Consider the following 22716-nt stretch of genomic DNA (forward strand, 5'->3'; position numbering starts at 1 on the left):
CTATTGAGACAAATAATCAAAATCTAAGTATTGCTATCAAAATATAAATTAACCAGACGACTCAAATAGATACGAGCTACTCCATCATCATAATGAATATAATGATGTACTTTTAAACGTAAGAATCGAGAATCTTTACCTTTAAAACTCCCACTTAAAGGTACAGCGTGTTTTAAACCTTGAGAGCCATCTGACACTAAAGTAAATCCATTGGATTCCTTCTCGGCTTTAGTTCCCCAAAGGATTTGATTTTCGGAAATATAGTCCTCTTCTGACAGATATTTATCCTCAATGGAACGTGCTTTCCAGTCGTCTTGACCCACTTTCCAGAGCATCACTTCAGTATTTTTGCCAAAGATACGGCATTGTTGAAGGGTGAAGACTCGTAGGGATGGAAAATCTACGTTAAACTCAGGCTGGTGAAATATCTGTTCCGCTGTGGTTAATTTGCCTGAATCAAAGCGACCCCAAATTACACCGTCTTCAGCATGAGCTAGCAGATAATTTAGGTTACAGGTTCTCGCTTGTTCCTCTAACCAAGTTCTAAGCGTTTCATTCGCGTTTGTCTTCCTCTTCATCCAAAGACAGCCCAAGAGCAGTAGCAATTGACGAATACGTTTCGTGTTCTGGTAATAATTCTGTACACCAATGCTCAAATAGTAGCCATTCTAATCTTTTATCATCTTGAGTGAGGTCAAATTGCCAAACTTGCCACGTTTTCACTTTACAGCGACCAAAGCCCCGTCGCTTTTTCATGCCAATGCTAATTTCACCAAGCTCTAAGCCTCGTAAAGCTAATGCTAGTGATTTTACTAGCCTATCTTCATAATTTTGCTGTTCTCTGGGGTCTTGTTTCTGCTCTATCAGTAATTCAAAACATAGAGAAAATTCAGTTCCGGCGGCTAATAGCTCTAAGTCGTATTTCTGACCTTTTTTGGCTGTACCAGTTTTTCCTTCAATTTCTACTCCATCTCTCAATTCCACAGTCGGTATCTTGCTACTGATGGCATCATTCACAATTAATGGACTTTGTTCACCATCATCATCACGACGGGTTCCACCAAATAGGGAAGTAGCGCGATCGCACTCTTGTTCACCTGTCACATACCCATGCTCATACTCACGTAAGTAATTTCTCAAAGCACCTGCAATAGATGAACCTGTTAAAATAGCATGGTCACTAATACTATCTCTGAGTAATGCTAAATCAGTTGGACTATCTGCATCACCACTTCCCAGACAAGTCGGAGTATCTAAAATTAATCTGCCTCGTACAATGATGCGTTTAGCAATAGGGCGTTGGTGGCGGTTCAGGCGTTCAAGACTCATTAGTTTTTCTCCTTAGTTGCCTTCTTCGCCACTGCCATAATTAGGCGTAGCGTGTACTTTTCAGCTAGCTTATCTTGTTGGGCGCGATCGTCATCAAATTTGCGCTCTACATCAGCAATCTTGACTTCTATGCTATTAATCCAATTTGTCGGATTTTCTAACCACTCGTCTAGCTGTTTTCTGAACGATTTGTTTCCTAATTTTATGCGCTCAAACTGATTCTTAGCATTAGAGGGTAAGTTATTTAGCAGCGAGATAACTAAATTACAATCTCCGTTGGGAAGTGCTTGTCGGGCAACAGATTGCAGTCGTGATAATTGGCTGTTACTCATGCCCTCATCCAAGTTTAAATATCCAACTTGTTTTTGAATATATTGTTCTAGCTTTTGTTCCAACAGTCTTTGTGCCATTTGTTCAGCCAAAAGCCGCGAGTCTTCGCTTCTTAACGGCGGTAAGCTGGAGGTACTAGATAACTTGGCTAATTTTACTTGAATATATTCATCGTTTAGCCAATTTACAGCAATCCTCCCAAAACCGTCTTCTCTTCTCTCTCCAATTCCGCAAACTTCAAGTAGCTTAATTTGTTCTGTAGTAATTGCAATATCTTCACTTTCAAAAACAATCACACTCCCTGCTGTTAAGGCTGGAACTTGAGGTAAAGGCAATCCCCATTTCCGGTTAAAGCCACCGATTATAATACTGCTCGTGAAAATACCTCCCGGTTTAGGTTGAGGCAAGGTTATATTTAAAACATCCTCGATCGCTTGTTTAATCAAACTTGGATCGGCTACAGGTTGACCCTGATCGTTTCTTAACAGCGTGTCACTGAGAAGGGTGATACTCAAAACGTCATCATTTTCTCGGTCTTCTGCTGGAATTCCTATTTCACTCCAATTCGTGCTATATGGTTGGGTTGCAATAATTTTAGTATATCCGTATCCCGCACTTTGAGAACCTCCTAACCAGATATTTGGTTCGGCTAATAAATTCTGAATGGTTTCTACATCGTCATCTTCACAAAGGATGATAGATTGAAAGGTTTGTCCTGCATCTAAAGCCTCGTAGCGGAAGAGTTCACCTTGATTATCTGTCGCTCTCCCTTTTTTGCGATCGCGAAAATTATGAATATTAATCCGTCGCTTTTCTTTATATAACTTTACAATCCCTCCTTCCTTTGCCCAGAAGTATTCACCAACAGCTTTTGGAGTTTCTGGGTCTTCTCCTTTTTCAATACTGAAATCATATACAGTTATAGGTAAATTATCAGTAAATTCTGCATCCTTATCCTTGAACCAAGACAAAGGAATAGGAAGAGTTCGTTGATTTTTTTGACTCAAAATATACGCATTTAAGTAGCGAGTACTTTTAGCATCAAAGAAAAGTCGCTTCACTTCATCATTGGTTAAGTCAAGTTCTGACAAGTGATGCTGTCTCATATAACGCCCAATAATTGCACCACGAATCATGCTGCCAGGAATATAAGGATATGACACATCACTATTTGGATCGCCTTGAAATGAAGTAGCAAGAATGGGTTGCTGAGTTTCTAATGTTAAAATAATGGCTTTCATCCAACTTTCTCCTTAATATCTTTGCCAAAATTATTTAGATGTTTATTGGTAATATCATTCCCTTCTGAATCGTGTAACCTACATTGAACGTGACCTCGACCTCGATTACGTCCACTACCCAAGCGTCGGAGTGCCATAGCGCCAACAGCTAAAAGCGATAGCATTTCATCATTTGGAGTTTTCTCAAAAATTAAGTCAGCCGTGAAACAAAGGTCACGTAAAACAACACGGTAGGAACGTAAACTTCCCTCATCTGATGTACCAGATTGTGGGTCTATTGCAGTTTGACGACGGATAGTTGTCAGTGAATCAAGTACCTCTATTTTTGTTAACGTTTCATCCTGAATTTGGAAGGCAACGGCTTGACGCAAGTCATCAGGTAAACAAGCATCTCCCACATGAACTGCTGCCATTGTTCCAAGAGTGCTACCAAGTGTACCGAACAAGTTACAAGCAACCTTCTCCCAATCCCGTTTATAATCAGAAAGTACAGCGATTAAGTTATCGCATTCTTCACTCAATAATCCTTTGAGATCATCACCACCATAAACAAGAGGACGGAAGGGTAAGTAATTATCTTTGATTTCAAACTGCTCCTTTACTTTTATCTTCCTATCTTTATCTATCTCAATAGATTTAACCAGTATATCAACTACGTTTTTGAGTGCTGTAATACCAGCCTGATTAACGCTGTGGGACAGTTGACGCATAGCGATAATGTAGTCCCGATTGCATTTATTGTTACCAAATTTTTGAAAGCGTTTGCCCATGCCATTACCATCAGCATGAATCACAGCAACATAGCTGGAATCTCCTGCTGAACGACCCATATAGTCAGTTCTTAGGGGAAATTCATAAATTTCGGAACTTGTGTTGATTAATCGTTCTCTCAGTTTACGATTTGCCAAACGAACCGCATCCAGTTTTTTCTGGATTTCTCTTGAAATAAGATAAGGTTCATCATCTTCAAATTTCTCGCTCATCCCTACAGCAACTAACTGAGTGGATCTGCAAGTTGCTGTTACGCCTAAACCTAGCAATGGTGCAGAGGGTATTCTGCTTTGCTTTTTAGTATCCAAGTCATTTCTCATCAAATCCTGAACTACCTCATAAAGAGATTGATTATCCCAATCAAACTCTTTATGGACTGCAACAAGATTGATACCCGGTGCTTCTTCTAAGATTCTCTTGCTCAAAATCTGAGTAAATTGCAGAGCATATTGCTTGTCGGAAAAAAGCAATACTGTATTACCGCCACCTGCATAAATTAACTCAGCAGCTAGTTCATCGTCTTCGATGTGAGGTTTGGCATCTGGTTGATTTTTTTCAGGATTGAAGGCATAAACTTCTTGCTTTATCTGGTTTTTCAACTTCTCTAAAGCCTCTCTCGCCCAGCTATCAGTGGCTTGAGAAACTAGGTAAGATGCACCAATGTTTTCACGAAGACGGTTACTGCCGAAAATGTAGGGTTGAATTCCGGTTGTATTCAGCACAGTTACTGTAAATTTTCTCATCTTGCATCCTGATCAGATTGTTTAATCCATTTTTCAAGCTTGTCCGACAAATCCATTAGGTCATCCCGTCCAAAAACGGCAATTTTTTTGTCACCTAGTAATGCCATCTCAGCTTTAAGTGCATCCGGTTCGTTGGTACAACAAATCAAACTAACTCTCGCTTCATCACCACCCATTTGCCGCGCACGTAAGTAAGCTTCAAACAGCTTGCTTTTGCATAATTTTCTATCGCTAGTTGTTGAGACTGAAATGGCGAAAAGCTGATATACTCTAGTAAACGCTACATCAAATTCAAATCCATGTTGAGTTCCTGGGAGAGATACTTTAAAATTAAGTCCGCAATCTTTAATATAGTTTTTATCAGCAATATTTTTGACTTGTTTCAAAACATAATGCTCTAACCACAAGCCGTCCAGGTATTTACAAAAATCCTTGATTTCTTTAAAGACAGGCTCCTGTTTTATGGTCTTTAATTGTTGTACTGCTTGCAACGAGAGTTTGCCAGTTGAATCAATTAAGTTTTCTCCCTTAAACTCAGCCTCAACTTCTGGCGGTAATTTTTCGACTGATATTGATAATGCAGCTAATTTTGTCTTGCTGTTCCAATCACCCCAATTGCCATTTTTATTCTTACGAGCCTCTTTACAGAAAACATTGCAGTACCAATCAAACCACTGTTTTGCTTTATCCTCATTATTAAATACTTTGGTAAGTGCTGCTGCTAATTCAGTTAATTGCACTTCTTGAGTAGGTTTTCCGTTTAACTTCAAACCGTGAAGATTAAAAAACTCTACAAGTTTGACTTCCAACAATTCTGGCTTCACTTTAATGCCGATGCAGGGAGAATCTTCTCGATCAATACATATCTCTAGCTTGCGTGGATCAAGATAGCTAAAAACAGTGTCGGGACGCTCTTTGCTGAAAACGGCTCTGTAAGCGTGTACAGCCATCGCCTTCGTACCACCCGTGTAATTCAATCCAATGTTTCCCACTTTGATAGATTCTAGTCTTAGACGAATCGCATTTTTAATGTGATAAGCATCGGATTCGTAATCATTAAGTGGCACAAGTTGAGCTGTTTTTAAGCCAATTGACTCGTTACTCAATATTGTTTGTAAACGCTCCGCTGGATCTTTTGTACCCTTTGAGTAAACCAGATAGGGCATACCTCCCTTGTTTAACAAGAGTCTGGCAGCTACATAATTAGGCAAAGGATTTTCCCCAATGAGCAAGAACAGATGATCGACTTTGTACTTATCCAACTCAGATGTGTTCATAGTGGCTAACCTGTGTATGACGTTGCTGCTGGAGTGAGATAGGCGATCGCTCTTCCTTAACACTCTAATCCAACTTATCTCCATGGGATTGAGAGGGGGACGAGTCGAGGGCGCGATCGCCTCTGTACCCAAAATTATGCCACCCCTGCGGAAGCACCCCCTTCCGATACTTGATAACCTATAAGCCACACTCAACAAAACCAAAACTGATGTCTGATCTATTCTTTCGCCATCCCCCCCAACCTGAACTCCTGCAACGATTAGCCAAAGGACTTTTGCAACAAAATCACCATCTCACCCGGGCGGTGAGATTATGGGTTTGGCTGCGCTGGCTGTATGGGGATCAGGGATACGCGGCTTTGCCCGACAGATTCACCTACGCGGATTGGCGTCAAGCCTTCTTCAGCCCAACGCACCAGGATGAGAAACAAAACGATATTCTCCAGCACCACGAACCTAACTGTGCCTGCACGAAAACCACCAGAACATGGCTCAAAGAAGTGAATATAGCCATTAATGAATGGCAAGAATCCCTACAACAACACCTGTCAATTTCTGATTCTGACCTGAAAAAATTGCTCCACGAACGGCTATTTGCTCAAGTTCGTAAATCCCTTCAGAGTGACTTAGACTTACTGGTTGATCTCAACTGGCTGCAACGAGTTCCTCACTCAACCGGGAGAAGCAAGAACTACCGTCGCGTCCAAGTCTTGCCCATTTCTCAACAACCAGAAAACCGAATCTCTAACAGCAATCTGACGCCTCAAGAGCAGGTTTATTTGGCAGAAACCTTGGAAATGGTAAGTTTTCTCGACCCCAATATCCCATTCTTAACTGAGCAAATCTCTCCCCATCCCCAAGACGATACTCATCGTGTCTTTTTATACATTGATTACTTAGTCCCCGAATCCACCCAAAAACAAGATCAGGTGGATCAACTTCAGGGACAATTGCAGGACATTTGGGACTCTGGACAAATGTCTCCCCTACTCATGACTTATCACAGCGCTCATTTGGGTTTAATCAAAGAATGCGTTGTCTATCCAGTTTGCATCTATTATATGGAACGGGCAAAATACTTATGTGCCTATGGCAGCACTCCCAAAAGCGAAATCAACTGGCACAATTATCGCCTCGACCGAATTTGCTCTGAGCGGTTGATGCCATTAAACTGGACAGATACTCGCGTCCCCCAGTTGTTGCAGGAGCAATATGAGAAGAACCAATTGCCCACACCCACAACGGTTCACACGAAGCTAAAACAAGCCTGGGGATTTGATTTCTATAAACCATCGGCGTTGATGATACTCCGGTTCAATCAAAAGTTTCATGATCATTATATCCGAGGCACGTTTCTGCATCACACCTTTGCCCCGATTAACTATCAGCAAGCCACCCATTTCATCAAACAACATACGCCCAATCCCGAACACAGAAACGCTCTGCTAGACATTCTTCAACATCGCTCTCCCGATGATGGCTACTACCAAGCTCAATACCGGGTTAACGATTATCACGTAATCCGGCGCTTACGGGCTTTGGGTGCAGAGGTAGAAGTCTTGCTACCTTGGGAATTGCGAGAACGAATCGCTCTAGATCTCCAAGAAACTGGGAATCACTATAGGCACAAAGCTCTAAAGCTGTAATCCTTAACTACCTCGTAAAATTACTGCTGGTTTTACTGAAATCAGACGCCGGATGTTTCACCTCGTAAGCATTCAACTTATTATTCAGTTCTCGAATGCGGCGGGAGAGTAAGCGGATAATATTAATCGCAATTCCTGGCGTCTCATCAATAGCGTCATACAATTGCAGTTGAGTCAGCATCAGACATTCGCAGGTTTCCAATGTTGTCACCGAAGCCGAACGCGGTTCAGCATCAAAAAGTGACATCTCGCCAAAACAAGCACCTTGCTTCAGATATGCCAAGTCGCGATCGCCAATGTGAACCCGCACGGAACCGGACACCACAATGTATAGCGATCGCCCTTCTTCCCCTTGGGTAACAATCGTATGATCACTCGGAAATGATAGCTCATCCATAACCGAAGCAACGCGCACCAGAAAATCGTCCCGCAATTCCTGAAAAATGGGGACGCCCCTGACAAAAAGTAAACGCTCGACGCTGGTTAACATGGGGTTAGCGGGTAGCTGCTAGAGATTGGTGCTAAATATAGCTGAACAAAGGTCTAGTTTACTCTATCCCACTTTGACGCAAAATAAGTAGGTGGACATATCTCGGCTTCGGTCGGTAACAAGGTTAACTCACCAGACCAAATTCGTTACTCATCTGTTGAGCTACCGCCGCCACCAACCGATCGGAATCATGTTTAAGCATCGGTAGTAATTCGATACAAGCACGGGGCGATGCAGCTTTCAAATAGGTTAAAACCGCTTCTCGGACAAAACCCGTGGGATGACGCAGACAGACTAACGTTGCTGCCGGTGTCAAACTCATATAAGCCCCCCGCGCTAAATGGAAACAACAAGCCAGCGTCCAATCCGAGAGAAAATGACGAAACTCAATTAATTGTCGCACGCGATCGCTGGGATTCATCGGTTGATAAGACACCAGTTCTTGCAAACATTCCAGCTTTTCGCCAAAGGAACGGCGATCAAACAGAGTTAAAAAGGCTTGCTTTTGGGGAATATCTATGGTATTGTCCAATATTTCCAATCCCATCGCAATATTGGAGCGGGACTCAGATTCCAGATTAAAGGATGCCGCTTGAATTGCACCAACCGGATAAAGAAACTTCATCAGCAAAAAACAATTCTCCAGCAAATCCTTTTGCTGATCATTTAACGCCCGTCGCAGCAAATCTGCCTCCTGTCCACTGATCAGTTCTGGCTTCAAATCCACCAGAGCGGAATAAATCTGACCCAAAAACAGCAGTTCTTGCTCAATTAACGTCTCAATCCCACTCCGTCCCAACTGATCTAGCACCACATCGATTCCTTCCTCATTAGGAATTTTCAATAAGCTGCGGAGAATATTACGACGGCTGATCCCCCAACTCGTCATTAGCTGTTGCACCAGATAGTTCAGGGTTTCGGGTGTGCCAATCTCCGCCAACGCCGTCCAAGCTTGTACCCGAACTAAATCCGGTTTATGGATATCTTCTGCCAACTCCAGCAGCAACGGAATTGCTTCATTTCCCAGACGCACCAACGCCATGCGAGCCGCTTCACGAGTCGATTTGTAATAAAGTCCTCGTACTAGCGATGGGTAGAACTCATCCAAATGGGTTGACGCAATCACCTCTAATAAAGCGCAACGAACACGCAACGATTCATCTTTTAACAGATGAGGAATATGAACTCTCAAGGCTTGCAAATACTCTGCCTCTCCTAAGGCTCGCGTCCCCATAACTCGTTCTCGTTCTCGTTTTGAGATCACCATTCGCCGCAGGATCTCTGTTGCTTCCGCCTTCTCTTGCGAGGTTCCCCGACGCAAGATAATCGCAGCGGCTGTGGCTCGCACCATCGGATCAACTGTCCCATGGAGATAAGGTTTAATCGTGTCAATATCCAATTCCGGTTGAGTCAGCCAAACATAACGCAGCGCCAACGCCAGCACTTCTGGTGGCGGTTTCTGCTCAATCAAGACTTGCACATCCCGACAATAGGCGGGGTGGGGATACTCCAACATCGCCTCTAGACTCTGACACTGAAGCGCAATAGAAAGGCGAGGCAAAAGGGGAGCCAGTACCTCACCCACATTCGTGGGGTCAATCTGCGATAACAGTTGAATACAAGAGCGTTTATCAGCTTCCGTACCCGGTTGTTCTAAGGTTTCTATCACCGTTCGCTTGAACGCCTTTAAGTCAACATCAGAAAACCCTAAGCGTCCTTGTTCAGCGCTATCAACCAGCAAGGTAACGTAAGTAGAGCGCATCGACCAAGCACTCAGCAACCAGATTAGGGAGAAAAACACAATGGCAAGAATAAACATACCACTCTGCCATTGTTGAATTTGGGTGTCTGGCTGTCCCGGAAATACGTGATGCAACAGCCAGATCCCAGCCAGCATACTTATGCCTGTAACACCCGTGGTTATGGGTTCTGCAATTCCCTGGACTCGGGTTTGCAGGGCATTACGAATTCCTTCGGGTATCGGTTGGAACAAGAACGGTTCAATCCCAGCAATTAAGGTATAGCGCAGGAGTTCGTCAATAAACCGCAGGAAAATTAGACCGACAAATAATCCGGTCACGAATCCGGGGATGGTAATGACTGCACCCAATAGCTTAATCACCACATCCAGTAAACCACTCAATGTGATTAAGCCCATAATCGCTAAGGACGCAGGTAGCATCATCGCCGCGACAAAGACGCCCAGACGTTCCACGGCGCGACTGGATAGGAACCACTGAGAGGTGAGTTCAAATATGCCGACAATCCCACTGAATAACCCCAAAAACCCAGCAATATCTGAGGCTTCTAAATTTGCCTCTAATTGACCCAGATACTGGAACTCTACCAGCAGATACAGGGCTTCACCGAGAATAAAAAAGGCAAATAACGGCACAATATAGCGTTGTAGATGTCCGGTAGTGCGGCGAACCACAAATTCCTGGTCATCGTCTTCCCAGTCCCTTGTGGGTAAATTAGGAAAGGCTTGCTGGTAGCGTTGGGTTAAATAAAACAAGGTGCCAGCGCCAACCATCATCATCAACGCCGCCACCACGAGAACGTTTTGAATTGTGCCGACAACCAACAGCAGCAGGGGTAAAGAAAAGCCGGAGATAACATCAGCCACTAAGAGTCCTGATGACACAATCGGATAAGTGCGCTTAATTTCCCGAATATTGAATAATTGATTCGCGGCAACTTGAGAGTTGAGATCATTGAGAACTTCGACCGCATCCATCCACAATCGCAACAGAAAAACGGTACCCAAGGCGATTAAACCGTTTAAATAGCTAAAGCCTAAGGTCAACCGTAAGATCAACAAGGGTACGCCCGTTAGGAAAGCGACTGTGACCAAGACACGCCTCATCGGTACCCGTTCTTGTAGCCAAGAGTATAAGACCCCTAGTCCAGACACCATCAGGGAGCTGGCGATATAAATGGCGGGTAACCACCTCGCACCGTATTCGTCCAAGAACAGTGCTGTCGCACTATACTCAAACCAAAGCAGCCCAACTGAGGTAGCGGTGTAGAAGGCGAACATCAAAAAGGTGCGCTCGCCTTCTTCTGGGCGAAGATTGACCCATTCTAGGATTCGCCGTACCCATTCATTTTGAATGCGAGTACGAGTTTGTAGTTTCATCCCAAGTCTTATTTTTTGGAAGAGAGTAGCATCATCATATTACGACCTTCCCGTTTGGGGGCTTGCTGCACTTCGGCAACGTCATGTAAATCCGTTGCCATGCGCTTGAGCAAGTCTTCGGCTAAGTTAGCGTGCTGAATTTCTCGCCCCCGAAAGGTAATCGTGGCTTTAACTTTATCTCCTGATTTCAGAAAGCGCCTAGCGGCGTTGACACGCACCTGGTAGTCATGATCATCAATCTTATAGCGCATCTTGACTTCTTTAACGTCAGCCGTGTGTTGCTTCTTTCGGGCTTCGCGGGCTTTCTTCTCCTGTTCAAATTTGTATTTGCCGTAGTCCATGATGCGGCACACGGGCGGATCTGCCTTATCGCTAACCAAGACAAGATCCAACTCTTTTTCCTCAGCGATGCGTAAAGCCTCTTGAGGGGCAATGATTCCTAGCTGTGTGCCATCGGTATCAATCGCACGAATCTTAGGATAGCGGATTCTTTCGTTGATTTGGGGTAGATCTCGTTGGCGTCTTCTATCACTCACGGGTGTCTGCTTGAATTTCTCGTTGTTAAGGGTTGGATAAAAGTAAGCGGATTTTACTTGCCATTTTACTGACTCTGATCCAGTTTCTGTCCATCTTTTTAACCTAACTTCCAAATTGCCGGAGGATGGCAGAGAACCCTCGCGACAGAGGGAATATTTAAAGCGTTTGTTCGTCCTGATTTTTCCTGGGTTATGGGGCATCTGCTGTAGAAATTAACCTGAAGAAACCACTACAATAATCGGTAAGGAGTTGTAAACGTTTTTGAAGTTGAGGCATGGTGTGAATCCATCGGTATCGTGGCAGCAACGAGTCGGCAATCAACGAGACTGGGTTTGGCAAGGTTGGCAGACTCGTTATACTTATATTCGTCCACCGCAGTCTCACTCAACATTGACTCCTCCCGTTCTGCTGCTGCATGGATTTGGTACTTCCATCGGACATTGGCGTCATAACCTACCTGTACTGGGTCAGAACTACCCGGTTTATGCGCTAGATCTGTTGGGGTTTGGCAGTTCGCGCAAAGCTGTGACAACGTATACCATTGAGTTGTGGGTCAATCAAGTTTATGAATTCTGGCGAACCTTGATTCAACACCCCGTAGTGTTAGTGGGTAACTCAATCGGTTCACTGGTGGCTCTGAGCGCAGCCGCAACTCACCCGGAGATGGTTAAGGGACTCGCTTTGGTTAATTTGCCAGATTTTTCCCTCCGAGAAGAGGCACTTCCGACTTGGCTGAGACCTGTGGTATCAACAGTTGAGGGTCTAGTCGCGTCTCCTGTGGTGCTCCAAAGTCTTTTTTATCTGCTGCGACGCCCATCAATTGTCCAGAAATGGGCAGGACTTGCTTATGCCAACCCTAGGGCTATTGATGCAGAATTAGTGGACATTCTCACCCACCCTGCTCGCGATCGCGGGGCGGCGGCTACATTTAGTGCGCTGTTTAAAGCGATGACTTCATCTAAATTTGGTCCTCCGGTCAAATCAGTTTTGCCGACTTTGGATAGTCCTATACTGTTAATTTGGGGGCGTCAAGACCGGATGATTCCTTCCCAGTTAGCCCAGCAGTTTGCCGCTCTCAACCCGAATATCAAGTTGATCGAGTTGGATAATGCGGGTCATTGTCCTCATGATGAATGCCCAGAACAGTTTAATCAGATGTTACTCGATTGGTTAGCTGGGATTTAGTTAAGTAGATAGGCACAATAAAAGTTAATGGCTCTGATCGTCATTTGTCATTTGTCATTTGTCATTCGTCATTTGTTGATTGTTCATGGTTCATCGGTAATCCTCTTCCCCAGCTCTCCCAGCTTCCCCAGCTCCCCCAGCTTCCCCAGCTCCCCGCCTCCTGCCCCTCTGGGTTAAGATCAAAGCGGAATGAGAAAAGTCTCCCGCTTGCATTGAACTATGAACAGCGCTAATTATACAGATACCTTAGACTGGACACCCGAAGCTAAGGCGAAACTCAAAAAAATACCTTATTTTGTGCGTACTCAAGCTCGACAACGGATTGAGCATTTAGCTCGTGAAGCGGATTTGGATGTCGTTACCGTAGATATTGTTGAGCAAGCTAGGATTGAGTTTGGTCAATAGGAACTAACTTTTACAAGCGGACGCAAGGAGAGCCGGTCATTCCTACAAGTTCATGTTCTCGTTGAGATAGATCCGCAGTACGGCATCACTAAGCTGGTGAGAATTATGAAAGGGCGTTCTTCTCGATACCTCAGGCAAGAATTCTCGTGGCTCAAAAGTCGAATTCCGACACTGTGGACAAACTCCTATTTCGTTGCCACTGTGGGGGGCGCACCGATGCTCTAGAAAATCCCTAGATGTCTCCACTATTATATAGGCTTGTATTGCAGTTATTCTCATGCCATTGATAATCCTGGTTGTAGATGACAACCTAGGTACTCGTCTTTCTGTGAGCGATTACCTGGAAATGTCAGGCTATTCAGTTGTAACGGCAGAAGATGGTCAAGAGGCTCTGTCTCTGATTGACAAGTATCATCCTCACCTAATCGTCACCGATATCAATATGCCGAAATTGAATGGCTATGAACTTGTGCAACAAGTTCGGAAACGACCAGCTTTCCGCTTGTTACCTGTGGTTTTTTTAACGGAGCGCAGTAGTACTGATGAGCGGATTAAGGGCTACCAGTTAGGATGTGACTTGTATTTGCCCAAACCCTTTGAAATGAAGGAATTGAGTGCTGTAATTCGGAATCTGCTGGAACGGTCTCAGATGATGCAAGCCGAATTGCGATTCTCTTCCACTGATACAGGACAATCACCCCCATCGCCGGAGACTCCGGATACTCTGCCAAAATCCGAATCAACTCCCCGTGCGATCGCCTCCCCCACCTCCCCATCCAATGTACTGCGTCTAACTCAGCGGGAACAACAGGTTTTAGAGTTACTGACCACAGGGTTATCCAATAGCGAAATTGGGAACAAGCTACACCTGAGTCCTCGAACGATTGAAAAATACGTCAGCAGTCTTCTGAGAAAAACAGAAACCAGCAACCGAGCCGAAATTGTGCGTTTTGCCCTGGAAAATCATTTAGTGGATTGACTAAATCGCTTTGTTATGATATAAAATTTCGTTGGCTGATTCATTATGGAAATCGCAGTATGAGCGGAGTCGTTCATTTCTGTCAATCAGGTGACCACATTGTCAACTGATCTAAGGCACAATAGTAGTAAGGGCTAGCTAGAGTTGCTAGGGGTCAACTTGAAAAAATTGACAATTAGTAACTCTAACGCTAAAATACCGAATTCACACTGCTTTAGACCATGCTTCAAGACACTCGAACCATACGCTACTATCAGCAACTTACAGATGCTCTAGTTTTTATGTGGAACCGGGGATATCGCTTTGACGAACTGCGGTTATACATTGATGGCTATCTTGATGCTCTTCGACATAGTAATGCTATAGAAGTTTATTTGATTCATCGCTTGGAGGAAGATGCTGTTCGTTATCTACGCGATCCCTCCAACTTTGAAGCCGTACCTTTACCAGAACCCGAAACTGACTACTATTAAACCTGGATGAGGGACTTCGGTGTGGGCGATCTCCCTTCACCTGTGTCAACTTAAGCCACAATCCTTGCCAATCTCCGGTAGCTCCCAGACGCGCCATGGCACGTCTCTACATTGTTCTTAGGTTAAGCATAGACAGGACTTACGCAGACACACCACTGATAGCGGCTTGCGGTGCGTTACGCTACGCTAACACACCCTACAAATAGAGCCTTTGCGTAAGTCCTAATAGATTGAAAAAGCCTGCTTAAGCAGGCTTTTTGGTTAATTTTACGCTTTTTAGCTTAGAACGGGGAATATATCAAGATGCCAATGCTACTTCAACCATCTGCTGTAATTCGCCGTTCTGATAAAGCTCGATCATCACATCTGAGCCACCAATGAACTCGCCATTCACGTAAACTTGGGGAATCGTGGGCCAATTGGAATATTCCTTAATGCCTTGACGCAGTTCCGGATCATCGAGAACATTCACGGTTGCGTAGGAAACACCCAAGGTATTCAGGATTTGGACAACATTGTTGGAAAAACCACATTGGGGCATCAGTTTGGTGCCTTTCATAAACACCACAATTTTGTCCTGGTTGATGAGCTGGTCAATCCGTTCTTTAACTGCTGGCGTCATAGCTTTGCTGCAATGTCTTGTGTAGTTTTGTATGGGTCTAGTGTAGCGAGAGTTTATACAGCCTGACGGGTAGCTTGCCACGATGCAGGGGTATAGGTTTTCAGCGCTAGGGCGTGAATGGCTTCGCTTGCCATTGCTTGCTGGAGAGCGCCGTAGACAAGCTGGTGCTGTTTTACCAAGCTTTTGCCTTCAAACTGGGAGGATACCACAATCGCTTGCAGATGATCACCACCGCCGGTTAAATCTTGTACCTGTACCTGAGCATCGGGAAGTTCTGCTTTGATCATTGTCTCAACTTGCTCTGGACTAATCATACCCACTCCATTTTTCTTCAACGTTCTACATAGTGAACTACTCAGGCTTACTTCGTAGAAGCCTGAGCTTCTGATTTCACAGGGGATTGCGTCAACTTAGACTTACGTCCAAGCTTCGGTCTCACATCCCCTCCATCAGCAGCAGTCCCAGTCCCTGAGACCGATAGATGTTGCTGAGCCTGTCGAAGCATTCTGATGCCTTCTGCTCTAATGTTTGCTGAGGCGTTGCCGTCTCTATCATGATGTATACCACAGCTAGGGCAAGTCCATTCCCTAACCTCTAGCGGCATTTCAGCTACCTGATAATGGCAGTTTGAGCAGAGTTTAGAACTAGGAAACCAGCGATCAATCTCTACCAATACCTTGCCTTCTTTTTCGAGCTTGTATGATAGGAAATTGACAAACATTCCCCAGCCTACATCAGAAATTGCTTTGGCTAGTTTGTGGTTACGAACCATGCCCTTAGTATTTAGACTTTCGACTACGATAACTTGGTTTTCGTCAACCAGCTTTCTGGATAGCTTATGCAAGTAGTCTTGGCGGACATTACTAACTCGTTCGTGAACCCTAGCTACCAGTTTTCTGGCTTTATTTCTTGAGTTACTTCCTTTCTCCTTTCTGGCTAATCTCCGTTGTTTGTTGGCTAAGTTGCGTTCATGTTTGGCTAAATGATTAGGGTTAGCAAACTTAGAGGTCTTGACCCCATCGTTAACGATAGCGAAATCCTTTAACCCCAAATCAATTCCCGCTACCTTGCCATCGGTGTTAGTCGGTGGATTATCTCCTTCTAGTTCCATCAACACAGAAGCAAAATATTTACCCGATGGGGTCATGCTGACTGTTACCGTCTTGATAGTTCCTTCAATTGATCGATGTATTTTAGCTTTAACTACGCCAACACGACCGGGAAACTTAAGGCAACCATCAGCAATCTTAACCGATTGGGGATACTGAATAGATTGCCTATTCCTTTTAGCCTTAAACCTTGGGTATCTAGCTCTACCTTCAAAGAAATTTTTATAGGCAGTTACTAGATTTAGTGTGGTAGATTGCAAGACTTGAGAATAACATTCAGATAACCACTCGGTTTCCTCCTGTTTCTTGAGCTTAGGCAAGAGTGCATTCAATGCGGAACGAGTCAAACCTTTATTCGTTGCCTGGTAAGTTTCAATACACAAATTAAGTGCATAATTCCACCACCAACGGCTACAACCAAAGTGTTGGGCTAATATTACTTGCTGTTCAGTTGTCGGGTATAGCCTCACTTTGACGGCTTGATGTCGCATTGTTTTCACATCCTCTTACCAGTATATACTATTTAGGGTAAGTTCTTCCGGAAGATGGGAAATTTCGTTCCTCAATTTAACCCTGAGCGGAGTCGAAGGGTTCCCGCTGTCCATCCTCACCCTACTTCGTTGAGGGTGAGGACTTTCGCGGCTACGTTAATTTAACGTTCTGGAGTCACGGATGAAGTCGGTTCGCTATTGCCAGAGGGGGGGAAGGGAGAACCAACGAATCCCAATTCAAAAAGCTGCTGGTAAGCTTTTTTGCCCAAATCACGGGTGGGATTCTGAGAACGAATGATCTGAATCAGCAAGGGAACCGCTAATTCCGGTTGATCTTGGGCGCGATGCACCAACGCTAACTGATAAGTGGCTTCGTCCCGCATTTCTGCTGTCTTGAGTGCGTTTTGCCGATGTTCATTGAAAATCCGGTTATCAATTCCCGAAAAACTTTCAGCCAACTGCTGATAGAAATTAGACAATTGGTTGAAAACTTGACGCGCTTGTTGAAGTTTTTGAGAGGCTAACGTATAGTCTTGAGCTTCAATGGCTTGATTTGCCTCTACCATTAACCGCTCTCCCCCCTGTAAACTCAGCAGGCTATCTTCCTGAGTTAAGGGGCGTAGCTCAGTAGAATCATCTGGCTCAGGCTGCATTTGGCTGACCTCTTCTGGAAGCGCAGCCACTTGAGTTTGAGCGTGGGCGGGGGATAAGAGCGCCACACTCGTCGTGAAGGGAAAGGCAACAAGGCAGGTAAAGCCAAGGCTATGAATCGTTCCAGAAGAGACCATGTAAAAAATAGGGATAATATTTTAACAAACACAGAAACCTTCGGGTATCTTACCATCGCCAGATGCGGCAAGGGGAGTCAGATGACGATCGCTAAACTTGAGGGCAGGGAATTTGCCGTCCATCACTAACCATCAGCGATGACCCGATTCCAAGGCAGTTCTGCTGTCTAAACCAGGTAGACTGAAACAATACCCGGAAGGTTTCTTAGAAATCCGGAGTAAGTAGGATAAAGAAAAATATTCATCATTTAATGATCCTGTACGATTGACGAATAGTCTATTCTAAACCATGATCCCGCATCCTGATTCTGTGCCAGATGATTCTCCTCAAACCACGCCGATTCCCGAAGAAAGCATGGGTCTGCTCTTGCAACGGGGCGGTGAAGAACTAGGATTACTCAAGGTGCGCGATCGCTTCACTATGCGCTCCCCTGAAATCCCCGTCGAGCAACTCGAACAAACTTTAAGGGTTCAACACCAGCGCCAAATTGCCCGCACCCAGCTCGTTGAATTTACGGTTGACGCCGAACAACGGGATGAGGTGATGCAAGCGGCACGCGATCGCGAAGAGGTTGTCTTTGCTAGTCATGTTTACCAACTCAAGGACAATCCAGCCACCTTAATTTACCTGGGCGATCAACTGACGATTCAATTTCACCCAGACACCGATGACGCCACAATCTCCGCCATTGAGACCGAATTTGGCTTAAAATCCGTGCGATCGCTCATTGGTATTCCCAACACCTTTGTCTTTCAACTCACCCCGAATTCCCCAGAGAATCCGCTCAAAATAGCCAATCGACTGATCACACGTCCCCAAGTCTTAACCGCAGAACCCCAGATCATTGTCCCCAAACAGCCGAGCTACCATCCCCAAGACTCCTTATACCCTCAACAGTGGTATCTAAATCACAGTGGTGGTTCAAATTTAGCCCCACGTTCTCATATTGACGTAGAAAAAGCCTGGGATATTACCCGGGGAAATCGCTCCATTGTCGTTGCTATAGCAGATGATGCCATTGATGTCAACCACCCCGATTTTCAAGGCACCGGAAAAATTGTTGCGCCCAAAGACTTTAAAGACAAAGACTTTATTCCTCTACCCAGTGGTTCTGGTGAAAGTCATGGCACCGCTTGTGCGGGGATTGCGGTAGCTGAAGAAAATGGTCAGGGTATTGTCGGTGTCGCCCCCGGATGTGCGCTGATGCCCATTCGCACCAGTGGGTTTCTGGATGACACGAGTATTGAAGAATTATTTGACTGGGCAATTGAAAATGACGCCAGCGTCGTTTCTTGTAGCTGGGGTGCGGCAACAGTTTACTTCCCCCTCTCCCTACGGCAACGGGCTGCCCTAACCCGTGCGGCGACTGAGGGACGAGGGGGGAAAGGCTGTGTGATCGTCTTTGCCGCCGGAAATGCCAATCGCCCAATCCATGGCACCATCTTTGAGCGTGGTTGGACAAATGAGTTACTGCACGGACCCACCAACTGGCTCAGTGGTTTCGCCGTACATCCAGATTTGATTGCGGTTTCGGCTTGCACCAGCCTGAGGAAAAAAGCGGCATACAGTAATTGGGGGACGAATGTCGCCGTTTGCGCCCCCAGCAACAATGCGCCGCCAGGAATATGGTTTGAGAAAACAGGCTTTATTGGTACGGCTCCCCAATTGAATGCCCCCACACCAGGTCATGGTATCTTTACCACAGATTTACTGGGAGCGGCGGGATATGAAGTTGGGGATTTTGTGCAGAGTTTTGGTGGCACATCAAGTGCCTGTCCCGTTGTTGCAGGTGTTGCTGCACTGGTTCTCTCCGCTAATCCAGATCTGACGGCGGCACAAGTGAAACGCATCTTGCAAGATACCGCTGATAAAATTGTAGACCGTGATGCTGACCCCCAACTGGGGATGCGATTGGGAACCTATGATACGAATGGGTATTCCCAATGGTTTGGTTATGGTAAGGTCAATGCATTTAAGGCTGTACAAGCTGCCCAAAAACAACGAGTGCAAACGGCTAAAGTCACCCAAGTCATTAAACGACGAAATGATAACACTTTAGCGATTCCCGATGATAATCCCCGTGGTGTGACTAGCACGATTCAAATTACAGAATCTGGTTTAGTGCAAGATATTCAGGTGACGGTGGATATTGAACATGAGTTTTTGGGAGATTTGGACGTGGAGTTAACATCACCCAATGGTCAGGCGGCGTTGTTACAAAGCCGGACATTGGGTGTCAATACTCAACTCCAATACACTTATTCCGTAGACAATACCCCTGCGCTCAAGTCATTGCTGAATCAGGATAGTTTTGGGAGTTGGCAGTTGAGGGTTATCGATTCTGTGCCGACGGATACCGGGAAACTTAAAAGCTGGGAATTAGTTATCGGAATTTGAATTTGTCATTTGTCATTTGTCATTTGTCATTTGTCATTCGTCATTTATTAATCAGTAATCAGTTATCCAATGAAAGATGATGTAGCTTGCGCTACCGCATTTCCGGCAGTTGATGACATAAGATTTAATAGCTGAATCGATATATTTGGCATCAGGGAAAGGCATCTACGTGAATGGGGTTATTTTTGCTACGGTGATGTGGCTAATCAGCCGAATGGTTATCGCGATCGCAATGCTGGGGATTGCGCCCTTATTGCCTGCGCCACCTGGAGGGATTCAACCGACGGTAAGTTGGGATGTCTTTTCCGCTTGGGATAGTTATTTTTATCAGGCGATAACGCTCTCAGGGTATGACTATGTTAATGATGGTCAGGGACATAATGTGGCATTCTTTCCCTTGTTTCCGTTATTCGTTCGGGCGGTAATGAGTGGGGGATTGCCCTTTAACGTAGCGGGGACGGTTGTCAATAATCTGGCATTTTGGGGGGCGCTAATTCTTCTCTATGCTTGGGTACAAGAGAGTCATGGACAAAAAGTTGCTCGCTGGACAACAGCAGTTTTAGCCTGGTGTCCTTTTTCTCTATTTGGCACGGTAATCTATACGGAGGGGTTATTTCTGTTGTTGAGTACAGCCGCTTTGCGAGCTTATGACCGGAAACACTACGGTTGGTCAGCGTTATGGGGAGGATTAGCCAGTGCGACACGATTACCAGGAATCGCTCTATCGGGAGCATTTTGGCTGGTGGCTTGGCGAGAGAAAAGACCTGCGATCGCATACTTTCCTAGTTTAGCGACTGCCGGGGGATTAGGACTCTATAGCCTTTACTGCGGAATTCGTTTTGGGGATATGCTAGCCTTTTTACGGGTGCAACAGGCATGGCAACCTGAACAAGCGTTTTACGGACAGGGCTGGTTGAAGATGGTGGTGCAAATTTCAGCCGGGACAGCCAACTGGAATCGGGGTTGGCTTCATAATCCGTGGCATCCATTGATTTTTGTCACGATTTGTGCATTAGGTTATTTATTATGGCGATCGCGTAGTCCTGGGGAGAATTCACAGAGTCGTGCCGAAGACTGTATTCCGCACTACACCCCACACCCGACACCCCCCATCCGACACCCTGTCTTACACACTCTTCAACCCTCCTCGCGATCGCACCTGAAACGGCTGTGTGTGGATAAAGGGTATGGCTTTTACCTTCTGGGAATTCTCCTGTGGCTTTTAGCCGGAGATCCGCTAATTAATATGATCATGGTTTGGGGGGGTGGTTATTTACTCGTGCAACAGCGAACAAAGCTCAGACCTGTTGCCGTCACCTACGGCTTGTGCAGCTTAGCCGTGATTTTAAGCCCAGGTCGCACCATTTCGGCTGAACGCCATGCGTATGGTATTGTATCCATTGCGATCGCCTTAGGTCTGTTGCTGGCTCGTTATCCCCGATGGGGATGGGCAACACTCCTATTTTTCACTCTAGTATTGCTCAGCTTCGCCGTTCGATTTTCCCAGCACCTTTGGGTGGCTTAGATTTTAGATTGGAAGAATGTCAGCCGGGTCGTGTATAAATGGTGTTATTATAATCAGCGAGGTTTATATTCGGCTGTATCGTTTGTTTTTATTTACGGACAGGCATGTCTCCGAATCATAAGTCTCTACATTCATTGATTTTGGAGATACTCTATGTCGATTTACATTGGTAACCTGTCCTATGATGCTACGGAAGAAGACATCACCAGTATTTTTGCTGAATACGGGACAGTGAAGCGGGTTCAGTTACCCACGGATCGGGAAACAGGTCGGATGCGCGGCTTCGGTTTTGTGGAAATGGACTCAGAAGCTGAAGAATCTGCCGCTATTGATGCTCTAGACGGTGCTGAATGGATGGGTCGGGATTTGAAAGTGAATAAAGCTAAACCTCGTGAGCCTCGGGGTCAAGGAGGCGGTGGTCGTCGCGGCGGCGGCAACCGGGATGGATTCTCTCGACGTTACTAAACCAGAATAATGCGGGTGCAATCAGCTAATTCATGGTGGTGTTTCTCAATGTCTCCTAGATGCTGGACTATCGAGTCAACAACCCGTCGCTAAGTCTAAGGGTTGTAGCGAGGGCTTAGAAAAGTCTGTGTTGACCCGGCTAGGTTTTGCTAGCAGCCTTTATCGAGAAGTAGAGACGCGCCACGGCGCGTCTGTACGTACCTGGGAATGCGCTGGAATTGACCAGTTAAGAGGTAGTTCCAATCGGCGGAAACTGAACAGTTAAACTCGGTTTTGTCTTGCGTTCCTCTTCTACATTCATATTTTAAATTCTACGTTCATAGTCAATGACTGCCGCTTACGAGAGTTGAAGCGGCAGCTTGGAAGAATAAGATTCAAACTTGAAGATTGGAGTAGGAGTTTAGGCATTTCTGCTAGATGTTGTCAGGTATTGAGCAATTCACTCAAGCTAAGGAGGAAATAAAATGGCACAGGTGACTGTCGGTGAACATGAAGGGATCGAGTCAGCCCTCCGCCGATTTAAACAAGCTGTCTCCAAGGCGGGAATTTTTCCCGATATGAAGAAACATCGCCACTTTGAAACGCCGATTCAAAAACGTAAACGTAAAGCCATTGCTAGGCATAAGCAACTGCGGCGGCTTTCTCGTTATCGCAAAAAACGGTTTTAAATAAATTCGCGGAAATCCCCATCCGTCTATACGGTGGGTATGGATAGCGAGTAAAAATACGGGTTCGATACCCTCTATTTTGACATTTGTTATTAGTAGACACCT

Annotated in this window: 22 protein-coding genes and 1 pseudogene; 11 read left to right on the forward strand and 12 right to left on the reverse strand. The window is 45.2% G+C overall.

Features of this window, described 5'->3' with window-relative positions:
- Nucleotides 1–23 precede the first annotated feature (23 nt).
- Genes csx19 through RIG27_RS10950 form a run of 5 tightly spaced genes read right to left on the reverse strand, consistent with a single transcriptional unit; the run spans nt 24 to nt 5691 of the window.
- Nucleotides 24–578, reverse strand: a complete 555-nt coding sequence (csx19, locus tag RIG27_RS10930; RefSeq protein WP_446345061.1) for a type III-D CRISPR-associated protein Csx19 — start codon at nt 576–578, stop codon at nt 24–26.
- Entirely contained in the window at nt 553–1329 is a 777-nt protein-coding gene (locus RIG27_RS10935; protein ID WP_446345063.1) for an RAMP superfamily CRISPR-associated protein, read from the reverse strand. Before RIG27_RS10935 ends, csx19 begins: the two co-directional genes overlap by 26 nt.
- Nucleotides 1329–2900 (reverse strand): RAMP superfamily CRISPR-associated protein, encoded by a 1572-nt coding sequence (locus RIG27_RS10940; protein ID WP_446345065.1) that lies wholly within the window; start codon nt 2898–2900, stop codon nt 1329–1331. Before RIG27_RS10940 ends, RIG27_RS10935 begins: the two co-directional genes overlap by 1 nt.
- Complete coding sequence (locus tag RIG27_RS10945; protein ID WP_446345066.1) at nt 2897–4414, reverse strand: RAMP superfamily CRISPR-associated protein; 1518 nt, start codon at nt 4412–4414, stop codon at nt 2897–2899. The genes RIG27_RS10940 and RIG27_RS10945 overlap by 4 nt, the downstream gene beginning before the upstream one ends.
- The gene (locus RIG27_RS10950) at nt 4411–5691 is read right to left on the reverse strand and encodes a Card1-like endonuclease domain-containing protein (RefSeq protein ID WP_446345068.1); all 1281 of its coding nucleotides are present in this window, start codon (nt 5689–5691) and stop codon (nt 4411–4413) included. Before RIG27_RS10950 ends, RIG27_RS10945 begins: the two co-directional genes overlap by 4 nt.
- A 209-nt stretch (nt 5692–5900) precedes the next feature.
- Here RIG27_RS10950 and RIG27_RS10955 point away from each other — a divergent pair, with 209 nt between their 5' ends.
- Nucleotides 5901–7337, forward strand: coding sequence for a TIGR03985 family CRISPR-associated protein (locus RIG27_RS10955; protein ID WP_446345070.1), 1437 nt, complete (start codon nt 5901–5903; stop codon nt 7335–7337).
- Between the two features lie 7 nt (nt 7338–7344).
- Here RIG27_RS10955 and RIG27_RS10960 read toward each other — a convergent pair whose 3' ends face one another.
- The 3 genes from RIG27_RS10960 to infC all read right to left on the reverse strand — a co-directional run bounded on the left by RIG27_RS10960 (nt 7345) and on the right by infC (nt 11502).
- Nucleotides 7345–7827 carry a Crp/Fnr family transcriptional regulator gene (locus RIG27_RS10960; protein ID WP_006098974.1) on the reverse strand — a complete coding sequence of 161 codons (483 nt, stop codon included), beginning with the start codon at nt 7825–7827 and terminating at the stop codon, nt 7345–7347.
- Between the two features lie 124 nt (nt 7828–7951).
- On the reverse strand, nt 7952–10966 hold the full coding sequence (locus RIG27_RS10965) for a HEAT repeat domain-containing protein (RefSeq protein WP_446345072.1): 3015 nt from the start codon (nt 10964–10966) through the stop codon (nt 7952–7954).
- 8 nt (nt 10967–10974) lie between these two features.
- Nucleotides 10975–11502 (reverse strand): translation initiation factor IF-3, encoded by a 528-nt coding sequence (infC, locus tag RIG27_RS10970; RefSeq protein ID WP_446345074.1) that lies wholly within the window; start codon nt 11500–11502, stop codon nt 10975–10977.
- Nucleotides 11503–11782: 280 nt separating this feature from the next.
- Between infC and RIG27_RS10975 the strand changes: the two genes are divergently transcribed.
- The 6 genes and pseudogenes from RIG27_RS10975 to RIG27_RS11000 all read left to right on the forward strand — a co-directional run bounded on the left by RIG27_RS10975 (nt 11783) and on the right by RIG27_RS11000 (nt 14545).
- The gene (locus RIG27_RS10975) at nt 11783–12688 is read left to right on the forward strand and encodes an alpha/beta fold hydrolase (RefSeq protein ID WP_446345149.1); all 906 of its coding nucleotides are present in this window, start codon (nt 11783–11785) and stop codon (nt 12686–12688) included.
- A gap of 27 nt (nt 12689–12715) precedes the next feature.
- Nucleotides 12716–12865 (forward strand): hypothetical protein, encoded by a 150-nt coding sequence (locus RIG27_RS10980; protein ID WP_446345076.1) that lies wholly within the window; start codon nt 12716–12718, stop codon nt 12863–12865.
- A 42-nt stretch (nt 12866–12907) separates the two neighbouring features.
- Nucleotides 12908–13093, forward strand: coding sequence for a PCP reductase family protein (locus tag RIG27_RS10985; RefSeq protein ID WP_006099000.1), 186 nt, complete (start codon nt 12908–12910; stop codon nt 13091–13093).
- 48 nt (nt 13094–13141) lie between these two features.
- Nucleotides 13142–13318, forward strand: a pseudogene (gene tnpA, locus RIG27_RS10990) (IS200/IS605 family transposase); the annotation flags it as partial.
- 52 nt (nt 13319–13370) lie between these two features.
- On the forward strand, nt 13371–14072 hold the full coding sequence (locus RIG27_RS10995) for a response regulator transcription factor (RefSeq protein ID WP_446341456.1): 702 nt from the start codon (nt 13371–13373) through the stop codon (nt 14070–14072).
- Nucleotides 14073–14293: 221 nt separating this feature from the next.
- The gene (locus RIG27_RS11000; RefSeq protein WP_446341458.1) at nt 14294–14545 is read left to right on the forward strand and encodes a DUF6761 family protein; all 252 of its coding nucleotides are present in this window, start codon (nt 14294–14296) and stop codon (nt 14543–14545) included.
- A 298-nt stretch (nt 14546–14843) separates the two neighbouring features.
- On the opposite strand, the gene grxD is transcribed toward RIG27_RS11000, so the two are convergent.
- The 4 genes from grxD to RIG27_RS11020 all read right to left on the reverse strand — a co-directional run bounded on the left by grxD (nt 14844) and on the right by RIG27_RS11020 (nt 17555).
- Entirely contained in the window at nt 14844–15167 is a 324-nt protein-coding gene (gene grxD / locus RIG27_RS11005) for a Grx4 family monothiol glutaredoxin (RefSeq protein WP_446345079.1), read from the reverse strand.
- A gap of 53 nt (nt 15168–15220) precedes the next feature.
- Nucleotides 15221–15481, reverse strand: coding sequence for a BolA family protein (locus RIG27_RS11010; protein ID WP_044205138.1), 261 nt, complete (start codon nt 15479–15481; stop codon nt 15221–15223).
- A 47-nt stretch (nt 15482–15528) separates the two neighbouring features.
- Nucleotides 15529–16767, reverse strand: a complete 1239-nt coding sequence (locus RIG27_RS11015) for an RNA-guided endonuclease InsQ/TnpB family protein (RefSeq protein WP_446345081.1) — start codon at nt 16765–16767, stop codon at nt 15529–15531.
- A gap of 161 nt (nt 16768–16928) precedes the next feature.
- Nucleotides 16929–17555: a hypothetical protein gene (locus tag RIG27_RS11020; RefSeq protein WP_446341462.1), complete on the reverse strand. Its 627-nt coding sequence runs from the start codon at nt 17553–17555 to the stop codon at nt 16929–16931.
- Nucleotides 17556–17844: 289 nt separating this feature from the next.
- Between RIG27_RS11020 and RIG27_RS11025 the strand changes: the two genes are divergently transcribed.
- The 4 genes from RIG27_RS11025 (at nt 17845) to rpsU (ending at nt 22611) form a co-directional block, all read left to right on the forward strand.
- Entirely contained in the window at nt 17845–19953 is a 2109-nt protein-coding gene (locus RIG27_RS11025; RefSeq protein WP_446345083.1) for a S8 family serine peptidase, read from the forward strand.
- A gap of 145 nt (nt 19954–20098) precedes the next feature.
- Nucleotides 20099–21478 carry a mannosyltransferase family protein gene (locus tag RIG27_RS11030; protein ID WP_446345085.1) on the forward strand — a complete coding sequence of 460 codons (1380 nt, stop codon included), beginning with the start codon at nt 20099–20101 and terminating at the stop codon, nt 21476–21478.
- 153 nt (nt 21479–21631) lie between these two features.
- A complete protein-coding gene (locus tag RIG27_RS11035) occupies nt 21632–21943 on the forward strand; it encodes an RNA recognition motif domain-containing protein (protein WP_006098827.1) in 312 nt (103 codons plus the stop codon).
- 464 nt (nt 21944–22407) lie between these two features.
- Nucleotides 22408–22611, forward strand: a complete 204-nt coding sequence (rpsU, locus tag RIG27_RS11040; RefSeq protein WP_006099092.1) for a 30S ribosomal protein S21 — start codon at nt 22408–22410, stop codon at nt 22609–22611.
- Nucleotides 22612–22716: the final 105 nt, after the last annotated feature.

Origin of the sequence: Coleofasciculus sp. F4-SAH-05 (assembly GCF_040222985.1) — a bacterium.
Taxonomy (GTDB): domain Bacteria; phylum Cyanobacteriota; class Cyanobacteriia; order Cyanobacteriales; family Coleofasciculaceae; genus Coleofasciculus; species Coleofasciculus chthonoplastes.

Bases quoted from the DNA above. Each gene is read 5' to 3' on its own strand.
- RIG27_RS10955 (WP_446345070.1), top strand. From the start codon at position 5,901: ATGTCTGATCTATTCTTTCGCCATCCCCCCCAACCTGAACTCCTGCAA.
- RIG27_RS10965 (WP_446345072.1), bottom strand. From the start codon at position 10,966: ATGAAACTACAAACTCGTACTCGCATTCAAAATGAATGGGTACGGCGA.
- RIG27_RS10995 (WP_446341456.1), top strand. From the start codon at position 13,371: ATGCCATTGATAATCCTGGTTGTAGATGACAACCTAGGTACTCGTCTT.
- RIG27_RS10985 (WP_006099000.1), top strand. From the start codon at position 12,908: ATGAACAGCGCTAATTATACAGATACCTTAGACTGGACACCCGAAGCT.
- RIG27_RS11035 (WP_006098827.1), top strand. From the start codon at position 21,632: ATGTCGATTTACATTGGTAACCTGTCCTATGATGCTACGGAAGAAGAC.
- RIG27_RS11025 (WP_446345083.1), top strand. From the start codon at position 17,845: ATGATCCCGCATCCTGATTCTGTGCCAGATGATTCTCCTCAAACCACG.
- RIG27_RS10950 (WP_446345068.1), bottom strand. From the start codon at position 5,691: ATGAACACATCTGAGTTGGATAAGTACAAAGTCGATCATCTGTTCTTG.
- rpsU (WP_006099092.1), top strand. From the start codon at position 22,408: ATGGCACAGGTGACTGTCGGTGAACATGAAGGGATCGAGTCAGCCCTC.
- RIG27_RS10940 (WP_446345065.1), bottom strand. From the start codon at position 2,900: ATGAAAGCCATTATTTTAACATTAGAAACTCAGCAACCCATTCTTGCT.
- RIG27_RS10960 (WP_006098974.1), bottom strand. From the start codon at position 7,827: ATGTTAACCAGCGTCGAGCGTTTACTTTTTGTCAGGGGCGTCCCCATT.
- RIG27_RS11010 (WP_044205138.1), bottom strand. From the start codon at position 15,481: ATGATTAGTCCAGAGCAAGTTGAGACAATGATCAAAGCAGAACTTCCC.
- RIG27_RS11000 (WP_446341458.1), top strand. From the start codon at position 14,294: ATGCTTCAAGACACTCGAACCATACGCTACTATCAGCAACTTACAGAT.
- csx19 (WP_446345061.1), bottom strand. From the start codon at position 578: ATGAAGAGGAAGACAAACGCGAATGAAACGCTTAGAACTTGGTTAGAG.
- RIG27_RS11020 (WP_446341462.1), bottom strand. From the start codon at position 17,555: ATGGTCTCTTCTGGAACGATTCATAGCCTTGGCTTTACCTGCCTTGTT.
- RIG27_RS10945 (WP_446345066.1), bottom strand. From the start codon at position 4,414: ATGAGAAAATTTACAGTAACTGTGCTGAATACAACCGGAATTCAACCC.
- RIG27_RS10935 (WP_446345063.1), bottom strand. From the start codon at position 1,329: ATGAGTCTTGAACGCCTGAACCGCCACCAACGCCCTATTGCTAAACGC.
- grxD (WP_446345079.1), bottom strand. From the start codon at position 15,167: ATGACGCCAGCAGTTAAAGAACGGATTGACCAGCTCATCAACCAGGAC.
- RIG27_RS11015 (WP_446345081.1), bottom strand. From the start codon at position 16,767: ATGCGACATCAAGCCGTCAAAGTGAGGCTATACCCGACAACTGAACAG.
- RIG27_RS10980 (WP_446345076.1), top strand. From the start codon at position 12,716: ATGGCTCTGATCGTCATTTGTCATTTGTCATTTGTCATTCGTCATTTG.